14 protein-coding genes are annotated in these 12447 nt (G+C 38.8%); 3 read left to right on the forward strand and 11 right to left on the reverse strand.

Annotated elements, in window-relative coordinates; translation table 11 throughout:
• Window positions 1-5: 5 nt before the first annotated feature.
• Entirely contained in the window at window positions 6-1481 is a 1476-nt protein-coding gene (locus tag BUB03_RS17830; RefSeq protein ID WP_073065719.1) for an alpha-amylase, read from the forward strand.
• A gap of 12 nt (window positions 1482-1493) precedes the next feature.
• Here the strand turns inward: BUB03_RS17830 and BUB03_RS17835 are convergent, their stop codons facing one another.
• Together BUB03_RS17835 and BUB03_RS17840 are read right to left on the reverse strand one after the other, a co-directional pair.
• Window positions 1494-2840 (reverse strand): carboxylesterase family protein, encoded by a 1347-nt coding sequence (locus tag BUB03_RS17835; RefSeq protein ID WP_073065721.1) that lies wholly within the window; start codon window positions 2838-2840, stop codon window positions 1494-1496.
• A 172-nt stretch (window positions 2841-3012) separates the two neighbouring features.
• Window positions 3013-3915: a helix-turn-helix domain-containing protein gene (locus BUB03_RS17840; protein ID WP_073065781.1), complete on the reverse strand. Its 903-nt coding sequence runs from the start codon at window positions 3913-3915 to the stop codon at window positions 3013-3015.
• A 177-nt stretch (window positions 3916-4092) separates the two neighbouring features.
• Here BUB03_RS17840 and BUB03_RS17845 point away from each other — a divergent pair, with 177 nt between their 5' ends.
• Window positions 4093-5148 carry an NAD(P)-dependent alcohol dehydrogenase gene (locus BUB03_RS17845; RefSeq protein ID WP_040997380.1) on the forward strand — a complete coding sequence of 352 codons (1056 nt, stop codon included), beginning with the start codon at window positions 4093-4095 and terminating at the stop codon, window positions 5146-5148.
• A gap of 41 nt (window positions 5149-5189) precedes the next feature.
• Here BUB03_RS17845 and BUB03_RS17850 read toward each other — a convergent pair whose 3' ends face one another.
• Window positions 5190-5555, reverse strand: coding sequence for a winged helix-turn-helix transcriptional regulator (locus tag BUB03_RS17850; RefSeq protein WP_073065723.1), 366 nt, complete (start codon window positions 5553-5555; stop codon window positions 5190-5192).
• 79 nt (window positions 5556-5634) lie between these two features.
• Here BUB03_RS17850 and BUB03_RS17855 point away from each other — a divergent pair, with 79 nt between their 5' ends.
• A complete protein-coding gene (locus BUB03_RS17855; protein WP_073065726.1) occupies window positions 5635-6513 on the forward strand; it encodes an NAD(P)H-binding protein in 879 nt (292 codons plus the stop codon).
• Window positions 6514-6606: 93 nt separating this feature from the next.
• Here BUB03_RS17855 and BUB03_RS17860 read toward each other — a convergent pair whose 3' ends face one another.
• The 8 genes from BUB03_RS17860 to BUB03_RS17895 all read right to left on the reverse strand — a co-directional run bounded on the left by BUB03_RS17860 (window position 6607) and on the right by BUB03_RS17895 (window position 12383).
• Window positions 6607-7890, reverse strand: coding sequence for an alkaline phosphatase family protein (locus BUB03_RS17860; RefSeq protein ID WP_073065729.1), 1284 nt, complete (start codon window positions 7888-7890; stop codon window positions 6607-6609).
• Window positions 7891-8057: 167 nt separating this feature from the next.
• Complete coding sequence (locus BUB03_RS17865; protein ID WP_040997386.1) at window positions 8058-8843, reverse strand: T9SS type A sorting domain-containing protein; 786 nt, start codon at window positions 8841-8843, stop codon at window positions 8058-8060.
• 2 nt (window positions 8844-8845) lie between these two features.
• A complete protein-coding gene (locus BUB03_RS17870; RefSeq protein ID WP_073065731.1) occupies window positions 8846-9373 on the reverse strand; it encodes an ankyrin repeat domain-containing protein in 528 nt (175 codons plus the stop codon).
• Window positions 9370-9915 (reverse strand): YceI family protein, encoded by a 546-nt coding sequence (locus BUB03_RS17875; RefSeq protein ID WP_073065784.1) that lies wholly within the window; start codon window positions 9913-9915, stop codon window positions 9370-9372. The genes BUB03_RS17870 and BUB03_RS17875 overlap by 4 nt, the downstream gene beginning before the upstream one ends.
• 11 nt (window positions 9916-9926) lie before the next feature.
• Window positions 9927-10268: a c-type cytochrome gene (locus tag BUB03_RS17880; protein WP_073065734.1), complete on the reverse strand. Its 342-nt coding sequence runs from the start codon at window positions 10266-10268 to the stop codon at window positions 9927-9929.
• Window position 10269: 1 nt separating this feature from the next.
• Entirely contained in the window at window positions 10270-11112 is an 843-nt protein-coding gene (locus tag BUB03_RS17885) for a DUF5777 family beta-barrel protein (RefSeq protein WP_073065736.1), read from the reverse strand.
• Between the two features lie 126 nt (window positions 11113-11238).
• Window positions 11239-11889, reverse strand: coding sequence for a Crp/Fnr family transcriptional regulator (locus BUB03_RS17890; protein WP_040997395.1), 651 nt, complete (start codon window positions 11887-11889; stop codon window positions 11239-11241).
• A 188-nt stretch (window positions 11890-12077) separates the two neighbouring features.
• Window positions 12078-12383, reverse strand: coding sequence for a DUF3467 domain-containing protein (locus BUB03_RS17895; RefSeq protein WP_034702050.1), 306 nt, complete (start codon window positions 12381-12383; stop codon window positions 12078-12080).
• Window positions 12384-12447 lie beyond the last annotated feature (64 nt).

Raw genomic sequence — 12447 nt, forward strand, 5'->3', positions numbered from 1 at the left:
TTTTTATGAACCAAACAATGATTCAGTTTTTCCACTGGTATTCTGAAGGAGAAGGAAAATTATGGAAAGAAGCAGAAAAACAGGCTGCATATCTGGCAAAATTAGGAATCACGTCTGTATGGTTTCCCCCTGCCTATAAAGGGACTAACGGAGGCTACTCAGTAGGATATGATGCCTATGACCTGTATGATCTGGGAGAATTTGACCAGAAAGGAAGCCTTCCTACCAAATACGGAACCAGTACGGACTATATCAATGCTATCAAAGCTTTAAAGAAGGAGAATATAGAGATTATTGTAGATATTGTCCTGGGCCATAAGGCCGGAGGGGATGAACTTGAAAAATTCAAAGCTGTAAAAGTAGACGAAAACAACAGGGAAAAAGTTATTTCCGATGTTATCGAAATAGAATCTTATACTAAATTCACATTTCCTGGGAGAGGAAAAAAATATTCTGATTTTGAATGGAACTTCACCTGCTTCAGCGGAGTGGATTATGCTGAAGGTATGGATTCCCATATTTTTAAAATACAGTCGGAATACGGTAATGACTGGGAAGAAATGATTGATGACGAAAAAGGAAATTATGATTACCTGATGTACAACGATATCGAGCACCGTAATCCTTTTGTACGTGAAGAATTGAACAGCTGGGCAGAATGGTATTTTAATCTGACTGATTTTGACGGAGTAAGACTGGATGCCCTAAAACATATTTCATTTGATTTTTACAAAGAATGGCTAACCATGCTCCGCTCCAATTCCGGTAAAAATATTTTTGCTGTCGGGGAATACTGGGCCCCGGGGCAGCTCAATCTTCTTCAGAAGTACATTGAGGTAACCGAAGGCTGCATGAGTCTTTTTGACAGTTCACTGCAAAATAATTTTTATACTGCTTCCAGAGAGGGCGGCTCTTATGACCTCCGCAGAATCTTCGATGAGACTCTCACACAGGCAGACCCCATGCATTCCGTAAGCCTTGTGGATAATCATGACACCCAGCCTCTTCAGGACCTTGAAGCTCCGGTAGAAGCCTGGTTTAAGCCCATAGCCTATGCACTGATCCTGCTTCGTGAGGATGGCTATCCATGTGTGTTTTATCCCGACCTGTATGGCGCCCATTACATCGATAAGGATAAAGAAGGTAACGATCAGGAAATTTTCCTGGAAAAAGTGGATGGCATCGAGGAACTGCTTCAAGCAAGAAAAGAACACGCCTACGGTACGCAAAGGGATTATTTTGAAGATGCCAACTGCCTTGGATGGACCCGTGAAGGAGATGATGAACATTCAGGATGCGCTGTGGTTCTCAGTAATAAAGAGGCTTACAACAAGCCGATGGAAATAGGAAAACAGTATGCAGGCAAAAGCTTCAAAGATATCCTAAAAAGGTTTGAGGAAACAGTAACCGTCGATGAAAACGGATGGGGAAATTTCCCTGTTCCCGCAGGAAATGTAAGTGTATGGATTCCTGAATCTTAAATCAGTAATTTATTATTGAAAGCTTATTTTCCGGATTTTTAGAATTTCCGGTCTTTCCGAATAATCAGAAATATATCCGCTTCTGGCAAACTCCGCCCAAAGCGCTCTCAGTTTTTTTCCGTTTTCATGAATATAAGACCACGGAATATCTTTGAGCATCACGGAGGATTTCCAGGCGGATTCATTTCCGAAAATCAGAGGAAGATCAATACAATGCGGAGCCCCGACATGGCTGTTTTCCAAACCGGAATGAATTCTGAATAAATACACATTCCCTCCTGCTTTTGAATAGTTTTCTGCAAATATCTTTGCAGGGTTTCCATAGATGAGCTCAGTAGTTTTTTCAACGGTTTTATCCATGATCTTCAACCCTAAACCTTTTCCAAAGTATTTGTTTAAGGCGTCCGAAGTTTTAAGGTAAAAAGCAGTTTCATCATTATTCAAACCAATCAGGACATCATATTTTTCAGCAGCGGCATTCCATTTATCTACCGATTCCTCTTCTTTACATAAGGGCGGAAAGCCATACTGTACGCCAAAAGGCATAGCCGCTTTTAAACCATACCTGATAACAGACGGTACAAATTTTCCGTATTCATCCATCATTTTTAAAACATCGGTTTCGTCTTTCAAGACTTCCGTTTTCTTCAGAAATTCAGCGGACATTTTCTGTCTTTTATGACGTAATCCCAGCGGAGCACTCTGAATGATCACTCTTTGGAATAAGCCCTCAACACCTTCGGAAATCATAAGATGGGCAATAGCATCCCCTCCTGACGACTGCCCTAGCAAGGTAATATTTTCAGGATCACCGCCAAATTCCGAAATATAGGTTTTGATCCATTTTAAAGCTTCTATCATATCAAACAGTCCTAAATTCGGCGGTCTGCTATCATTACCTCCCAAAAAGCCGAAAAGCCCGAGTCTGTAAGAAACGGTTACGACCATGATCTCCTGTTCTTTTACCCATTCACTGGGATCAGAGGTAGGAAGATCACCACATCCTATTTCATGGGAACCCCCGTGAATCCATACCACAACAGGAAGCTTCCCCTGGTCTGTAAAATGGGCGGGACGGAAGATGGAGAGATATTGGGTCGATTCATCCGGATCAAAGTTTTCAATCTGGGTAGGACCAATCATTTTTTCTACCAGCGGACTGATGGCCTGCGGACAGACAGGCGTTTTATCCGGAAAAATGATTTCTGAAGGAGACGGCTGCTCTGCCACAGGTTTCTGAAATCTTTCAGATCGGGCATATCGGATACTTCCGGCCTTGATGATGCCGTTACTTTTTAAAGCTATAACTTTCCCGAAAGAAGTCTGAAAAATATGGGTTGTACTCTGCTCGCCCGTCATTTAGAAACTTTGAAAAAAACTATCTATTAAAATTAATTCAGTTTTTTGAAATGAGAAAATTTTTCCCCGGGTTTTAATGCTAAAAAATGAGGTTAAACACAAATGGCTCTAATTTTTAAAGCTAATTTTCACAAACACTTTATTAAAATGTACTGTTATACTTTCAAAATGATCAGTTTAAAGTTTTGTATTCACTCGGGGAAATGCCAACTTTAGTTTTGAATAGCCTGGTAAAATGCTGAGGATATTTAAAACCGAGATCATAAGAAATTTCACTGATTGATTTCGCAGGATCAAGAATCTGCTCTTTGGCAATATCAATCAGTTTGTTGTGTATAAATTCCTGAGCGGAAACGCCTAATTCTTTTTTGATCAGATCTCCGAAATAATTCGCGGACAGGTTCAGTTTTTCTGCGAAATAATTGACCATTGGAAAGCCTATATTTTTTGGATTGTCAGATTTAAAATAATCATCCACCAGATTCTCAAATTTACCGATAACTCCCTGGTTAATATGATCTCTTGTGATAAACTGGCGGTCGTAGAAACGCATACAGTAATTTAAAAATAATTCGATATTATTAACAATCAAAGACTTGCTATGTTTATCGATAGACTGCTCAAGCTCGAACTTTATATTTTTAAAACACTCTAAAATGATCTCCCTCTCTTTTTCAGAAAGGTGCAGTGCTTCATGCACATCATAAGAGAAAAATGAATAATCTTTTATGTTCTTTCCTAAATTGGTTCCTTTGATGAGATCCGGATGAAAAATTAAGGCATAGCCTGCCGGCTGAATCCATTTTCCTTTATTGTAAATTCCATACGTTTGCCCAGGTGCGATGAAAACCAATGTTCCTTCCTGATAATCGTAACTGTTTTTTCCATAAAACATATCCCCGCACATCACATCCTTCAAAAAAACGGTATAAAAACCGAACGTCCTTTTATGCTGGCAAACAGGATCGGATTTTGAAAAATCAATCACACTTACCAACGGATGCAGGGTTTCCTGCCTGGCCATTTTATTGTACTCGGATACACTGTTATAAATTTCAACTTCCTGATCTTCCATGAATTTCATTTTAATCTTATTCAAAATTACCATTTTCCTTCGTACCTTGTATGATGTCTGTAAAATTGGTAAGTATTTCGGTAATCTGTATAAGCTGCATTTATTTAAAAGTATCGATTTTTGTACTGTCATGAAATATAGACAACTCAATTTTATTAACTTAAATTAAATATACCAATGAGTACATTAACAGTAAAAGCCTATGGTGCTGAATCAGCTACGGCGGATCTGAAAGAAATGAATATCGAAAGAAGAGTAACCACACCTAAAGATGTAGAAATTGAAATTCTATATTGCGGGGTATGTCATTCTGACCTCCATACAGCCAGAAATGACTGGGGTGGATCTTTATATCCTGTAGTTCCGGGACATGAAATTGTGGGGAGAATTACCAATGTAGGAAGTGAGGTTACCAAATTTAAGGTGGGAGATCTTGCAGCAGTAGGATGCATGGTAGATTCCTGCGGACATTGCGACAGCTGTAAAGAGGATCTTGAGCAGTATTGCCTGAACGGATTTACAGGAACATATAACGGAAAAGACAAACATTTGGGAGGTCATACTTTTGGAGGATATTCCGAGAAAGTAGTTGTAGATGAACATTTTGTTTTAAGCGTACCGGAAAATCTGGACCTGGCAGCAGTAGCTCCACTTCTTTGCGCCGGTATTACCACATGGTCTCCACTAAGACACTGGAATGTTGGTCCTAACTCTAAAGTTGCGGTAGTAGGTTTGGGTGGACTGGGACATATGGCTATCAAATTAGCAAAGGGACTGGGTGCGGAAGTTACCCTGTTCTCAAGAACTCCGGGAAAAACCGAGGATGCCAAACAACTGGGAGCTGATCACGTGATTATTTCTACGGATGATGCACAAATGGACACTGTAAAAGGGAAATTCGACCTGATTATCGATACGGTTCCTTACGAACATGAAATCAATCCTTATATGCAGACGCTTAGTCTGAACGGAACTCTTGTTCTTGTAGGATTTGTAGGGGAATTCCAGAATGCTGAAGTAAGCACAAGACCTATGATTTTCCAGCGTCGTTCGGTTGCAGGATCATTAATCGGAGGTATTGCCGAAACCCAGGAACTACTTGATTTCTGTGGAAAACATAATATTGTTTCGGATATTGAGCTTATCAAGATGCAGGATATTAATCAGGCTTATGAAAGAATGATCAAGAGTGATGTGAAATACCGCTTCGTTATTGACATGCAGTCTTTATAAACATTTTTCAAGATTAAGGCTCTTCTATGAAGAGTCTTTTTTTATGCTTCATAGGATTTTTTCATATCCTGAAAAGCCCAGTCTGCCATTGCATCGATTACCGGAGCCAATTTGAGGCCTGCTTTACTCAGTTCATAGGTAACATGCGGAGGAACTACGGGTTTTGCCGTTCTGATAATCAGTCCGTCGGCTTCCAGTTGTTTAAGATGCTGGATCAGCATTTTTTCCGTCACTTCCGGAATCGCTCTTTTTAACTCGCTGTATCTTTTCTCTCCCGTTGAAAGGTTGAACAGAATAATCGGTTTCCAGAAACCACCTATTCTTTCCATTACATACATTACGGGACACTGTTCCAATACGCTCTTTCTGTTCTGCTGGATGGTAGAGGTTTCTTTAATTGCTGTCATGATACATACTTTAGGGTAAGTACTTGTATAAAAGTAAGTACAAATATACCTTTGTAAGAGAAATAAACAAACATTTTATATGAAAATTATTGTAACAGGTTCTTTAGGGAATACAGCAAAACCATTAGCAAAGCAACTCATTGCGGAAGGACACGATATTACTGTTGTCAGCAGCAGTGAAGCAAAGAAAGCAGAAATTGAATCTTTAGGAGCAAAAGCTGCTATCGGTTCCATTACGGATATTAATTTTTTAGTAAAGGCATTTGAAGGTGCCGACGCCGTATTTACCATGACTCCTCCAATTATGGGGGAAACCAATATTGTGGAAAACACCGCTGAAGCAGGAAAAAACTATGCTGAAGCCATTAGAAAAAACAACGTAAAAAAGGTTGTTATGCTAAGCAGCGTAGGTGCTGATTCTCCTGTGGAAAATGGCCCGATTAAAGGACTTCATCATATTGAAGAGATATATAATGAACTGGAAAATACCTCTGTTACTTTTTTGAGAGCAGGCTATTTTTATATTAACTTTTTCAATGATATTCCACTCATTAAAAACGCAGGAATCATCGGAGGAAATTATCCTGAGAATATCAATATTCCATTGACTCATCCTACAGATATTGCCAAAGCAGCAGCTGAAGAACTGGTGAAAAATACAGAGGGGAAAAATGTCCGTTATGTGGTAAGCGATTTACGTACTCCTTCAGATTTTGCGAAAGTTTTAGGTACCGCTACCGGCAATCCGGAATTACCGTGGGTGGAATTTACAGATGAGCAGTCTTTTGACGGAATGGTGCAGGCCGATCTTCCACAGGAAATGGCAGAATTGTATGTTGAAATGGGCAGAGGAATGAAAACCGGTGTCATTCAGAAGGATTTTATTGAGCAGGGATCTCCGGTTGACGGCGAAATTAAATTAGAGGATTTTGCCAAAGAATTTGCTTCCAAGTTTTAATTTTGGATTTCTATAAAAAATTTTCGGCGGACCTTTGGTCCGCCGAAAATTTATCTTCAATAAGCTATTCAAATAAAACAGCCTGAAATAAAACTATTTTTTCTCCTTCAAAGTCCCTTTTAAAACTTTGATTTTCCCGTCGATTGGCTGATCAATCTTCAATCCCAGGATTTCAGCTACCAAAGGATAAACATTGACATTGGAAAATTCGTCCACTACTACATTATTTCTGAACTGCGGCCCCCAGGCAAAGAAAGTAGCCTTCATTTCGGGAACCAGCCTTGGATTATAGCCATGTTTTCCTACTGATGTTTTCTTTCCTTTTTCCAGAAAAATTTTTGGAGCCATTGGAACAAGGAGGATCTGGCCTATTCTGCCGTACTGGTCATCTTTAGTTCCGAAATGCAGATATTTAGGAAGTCTCTTATCCAAATATACTTCGTAATCGTCTGTTTTTCCTGCTTTTAGTTCTTTGTATACTGATTGTACCTCATCAGGATTCTTCACCACTATCCTTAATAATGTTTGGGAATTATAAAAATCAAATCTGTCTTTATTAAAAAGGATGGAAGGAATTTCTAAAGGAGTTCCGCCGTCTACTTTTATCATTCCATGGTCAGAAACAAAAACGAAATTTACATTTTTCAATCCCAGGTTATTGACTTTCTGAACCAGATCGCCTATTGCCCTATCTATAAGATGAACTGCTTCTTCTGTTTCTTTAGCTTCGGGACCGAAATGATGGCCGCTTCCGTCCACTTCAGGAAAGTATAGTGAAATAAAATGAGGTCTTTTATCCATTGGTAATTTCAGCCAGTTGATCACTTTATCAACCTTTTCAGAAGGGGTAAATTTTTCATGATAAGGATAATAGTAAGTAGGTCTTTTTCCGCCGGCATCACTGGCAGAGCCAACCCACATCATAGAAGCCGAGATCATTCCCTGTTTTTCGGCCAATCCCCACAAAGGAGTTCCACCATACCAGCTTCCGTCCTCAGCATTTTTTTTGTCGCTCATGGCATAGAATTCTTTTCTTTTGTAATCGTAGAAAAAGTTATCAATCAGGCCATGATGTGAAGGGTATAGACCGGTAGCCAGGCTCCAGTGGTTAGGAAATGTTATACTTGGGTAGCAGGGAATCATTGCTTTGGCCTGAACTCCTTCATTGGAAAGCTTTAAGAGATTTTCTGCGTTGTATTTTTTAGCATAATCATAGCGGAAGCCATCCGTTGAGATCATGATCACATAAGGTTTGGTCTGGGCATCAACACTGTTATACCGGTTGGGAATAACGATCTGGGTGGTATCCACCGGTGCTTTCTGGGCAAAGAGTGTTAAAGAAAAAATAAGCAATAAAAAATGCAGTCCTCGCTTCATTATAGAAATTTTAGCAAAGTTACGGCCTAAATTTCTCCCGGAAAAGTTTATAAGATTAAAAGTATATTAAAACAGATCAAAAGTTTGATCTCAGGTTTTTTCATCCATTTTGAAAACAAAAAATACCTCCGGATATCAGAGGTATTTTAGATAATATTTACATTTAATTATTCTTTAATCAGCTTTTCATAAGACAGGTTTCCATCTTTCAGAGTGATCTCAAAATAATAAATTCCCGGTTTCAGATCTCTTACATTGATGGTTTCTCCGTCAGGCTTTACAGATTTTATTTTTCTTCCTGCGGATTCATAAATGTCTACAGATTTTATTTTATCTGCATTTTTAATGGTAACGGTTTCTTTGGCAGGATTTGGATAAAGAACGACTTTATTGTTTACTGCTTCTACATCATTGGTTCCCAAAACGGCAAAAGATCCGCTGGTAACTGATGTGTTGGCAGCTCCTCCATGCGGCGCTATCGTTAAACCTGCTGTACCTGTGATGACACATTTGGCGCTGATACTGGTTGCGGTGGCATAATTAAACTGGTTATCATTGGCACCGTCTGCTGTTGTCATATTACGTTCATATGCCATTGAAACTGTGGATCCGGATATCGTTGGTGCATTAATTACCGTCCAGTCCTGAGTATCTGCATCATACACTCCGATTCCTCCCAGATGCCTGTCAACAAAGCCTTCGTTACTGTATGTCAAAGCATCTGTGGGAGCCCCGGACATACCGGAATTGGCAGCGCTTCTGAATGTAAACCCGAACCATCGGTCCGAAGGTCCCGTAAGGTCCAGCCGAACTTTATTTGTTGTATTATTCAGGGTAATTTTGCCTGTTACTGTTCTTGTACCCACCGTACATGTCATAACTCCTGTGGATTTTTGTTGCGAAAAGGCCAAAAATCCTACGATTAATAGTAAAGAAGATAGTACTTTTTTCATGCCTAATTTTTTAATAAGTTAATGATTTCGTTATTTTTAGAAAATATGGCATATTCGAATGCCGTTTTGCCTTTTTTATCGGCTAATTCTTTATTGGCTTTGCTTTTCAGCAGGCTTTCTACCAAATCTTTGTCCTGGAGCTGAACTGCATAGATCAAGGGAGTCGTTCCGTTCGCATCTGCAAGATTGGGATCGGCTCCATTGGCCAGGAGTTTTTGGGTGAGAAGCTTGTTACCTTTAAAAACAGCTGCAGTAAGTGCGGAGCCCTGAGCGCTGCCATAATTAATATCTTTCACTTTATCCATCAAAAAATCAGCTACCTGATCATTGCCTCTGTAACATGCCAGGATAAGTGGGGAAAACCCATTCTCATTAGGCTTGTTGATGATATCGGGGTCCTTTTTCATGAGTTCTTTCACTTCAGCTACTGTTCCGCTTCTGGCAATATCAAATATGGTTTTCACTTTTTCCTGGGCAGACATTAGAGAAAAGCCCAGGAAAAGACTTACGATGAAGATGATGTTTTTCATTGTTTTGTCATTACATAATTGTATTCCACATTAACGCTCTCAGCGATCTTTTTGGTTACCATTTTCGGGATTGTTACCTTGTGATCGGCAGGTCTTGCCACAAAGCTTCCCTGCATATATATTTTCCCATCTTTAGCATAAATGGTAGCTGAAGAAGAGACGGCCTTATCTACCCCGTGAAAATTCAGGGTTCCCTGAACGGTATATTTCTGTGGTGAGGCAGTGAGCTTTGTTTTATCAAAATTTACAACTTTACCTTTGAATGTTGCTTTAGGGTATTTTGCTGTTTCTGCATAGCTTTCGTTGAAGTGCTCTTCCATTAATTTGGTTTTAAAATGGAAGTTTTTCACAGCAGAAACTGATGCCATTTCACCATTATCTGCATTCAGAACCACAACGTTATTATCATCTTTAGCGTAAACATCTTCGAACAGGGGCACGGATGCCTCAAAGGTTACGCTTCCTGTTTTGGAACTGTATTTCTGGGCTGAAACAAAGCCTGCAAAGAACAGCATACTGCTTATTAATACTAATTTTCTCATATCAAACATTTTTAATTTTCAGCAAGCCCGTCGGCTTTCCATTTTATGAAGGTGTTAATCTGGGTCTGGGATAAAGATCCGCCCTGAGGCATTTTTCCGGGGTCTCCGTTGGGTCTCTGTATCCTGTCGAGAATACCGTCAATATTGTTTTTTACATCGGTATAAGTTGTAAGGGGCTTAAAGCTTCCCGCAGAATGGCACCCGATACAGTTATTGTCAACAATTGATTTTACTTCGGAATTATATTTAACAGTTACCGTGATAGGGGTCTGATCTGAAATTTCCTCATAGGTTCTGCTGTCACAGGCAGTAAGCAGGGCAGCGGATGATAGTATGTATAGTATCTTTTTCATCTTAAAAAACTCTGTAAAGGTTAAACCCAAAGAAAATCTGGCCTTTTCCCCATTTTCCTACCGCATTGGTGAGATATCCTATGTCTGAATTGATCTGGGAATTGGTGAACAAAAGCTGGAAAACATGTCCCCCTGTTTCTATGTCCATACCCAGCGAGAGTGGATTTTTGTAGAAACTGTGACTGTCAAAATTCACAAAATATTCTGCGTTTACAGAGATTCTTTTAGAAATTTTATAACGCCCGCCCAAACCGGTCAGAAACTGGTTTTTATCTTCAATTGCAGGATCGTAAAGGTTTTTGTGAACATAGGAAGGCGACAGCTGCAATGAGAATTTATCATTGAATCTTCTTGAGATCAAGGCCTGCGTAAGATAAGAAAGCCTGTCGCTGAATCTGAGGTGGGGATAATTATCCTTATCCAGATCTGTATTCAGGGCCATCACATTATAGCCTACAATATCTGCCGGAAAATTTTCAGTCTGCTTTGCGAGTTTATACTTTACGGCACCTTCAAATGTTTTCATATTGGTTTCCCTGGAAAGGCTGACTGAAACATTGTCGGTAATGCCATAAATAACCCCTAATTTGGTAGAAGCATCATCAAGGCCGAAAAAGTTTTTAAACCCGGTGCTGATGTCTCCGAAGCGGTGCGCAACCACAATATACCATTCATTTTTGGCAGAGAGTTTTGTGGATTGACCTGTAACAATCTGTAAAGCTTTAAAGGCCGGCTGGGAAGTTTCTGAAGTTGTTTTAAGGGTGTCAATATCTTTCAACAGGTCTTCTTGTGCTGAGACAAAACCTGAGGCTAATACCGACAAAAATAAGAGAGTTTTTGTCATATACAATTTGAATTAAATTATGATATGACAAACTTATCGAGTTATGCATTCAAAAATAGGTGATAAAAGTCACCACAGAAATTGTTTTTATCAATGATAAAGACAAAATAATTAAAACATCATATATTAGACGGGTCTAACATTTTCATTTACAGCAATTTTAATTCCTTCTTTGGTCTGAAGAATTTCACCATCACTTTCAATCTTTTTTAAGACTCTGCTTACTACTTCTCTGGAAGTGCCCAGATTGTTGGCTATTTCACGGTGTGTAATCTTTAAAGGATGGTTTCCGGTAACAGCGATCTGTTGTTTAATATAGTTCAGGACCCGCTTATCAAGTCTGTGAAATACGGCATCATTCACCATATTCATGACATCTGAAAAACGCTTGTCATATTCATGATAAAACACTCTGTTAATTTCCGGGAACCGGATCAGCCATTCATGTATGACGGAAACAGGAATCAGGATCACTTCCGATTCTTCCTCGGCAACTGCATATACCCTGCTTGTGTAGTCTGTAAAAATAGAAGAAAATGTCATGAGACAGCTGTCTTTAGGTCTTATGTAATAATAGATAAGTTCCCGGCCGTCATTTAAGGTAAAAACTTTTATAGAGCCTTTAACAAGAAAAGGAACATATTTGTTTTTCTGCCCTTCTCTGATAATCTCTGTTTTTGATTTTATTTCAGTAATAATTGCATTAGCATGCAGTTCATTTAAAAAATCTTCCCCTAAAAAACCAAATTTATCAAGAATGAATTGATTATTTACCATATCTACTATTTTACCAAACAAATATATAAAATTGGAGTATTGATTTCTCTATTCTTTAAATCTTTCTACAAAAACTTAATAATCCATTAATTTTTAAAGCAGCTTGATTACCCATGATATATTGAATCCGGGCAATAAAAAATGCCTCAAATTGATTTGAGGCATTCTGATTTATTTTGAAAAAAATCTTAAGCTTGTACGTTGTTTCCACCTAATACGAAAGGCTCAACTTCTTTGATTTCTCCAAATTGCTGCTCGTAGTTAGTGATATTCTGTTGAAGAGCAGAAAGTACTCTCTTAGCGTGAAGCGGAGCAAGAATGATTCTTGATCTTACTTTAGCCTGTTGTACACCTGGCATTAATTGGATGAAATCTACAACGAATTCAGATGGAGAGTGGTTTACTAAAGCTAAGTTAGCATATACTCCAGCAGCTACCATTTCGTTTAATTCGATGTTGATGTTTCCGTCTTGTGGATTTTGATTGTTGTCCATTGTTATAAATTATGTTTTTTAAATTCGAAATTTGAGATTGTGAAAATATAAAAATAAATTCAAA

Origin of the sequence: Chryseobacterium oranimense, assembly GCF_900129755.1 — a bacterium.
Lineage (GTDB): Bacteria > Bacteroidota > Bacteroidia > Flavobacteriales > Weeksellaceae > Chryseobacterium > Chryseobacterium oranimense.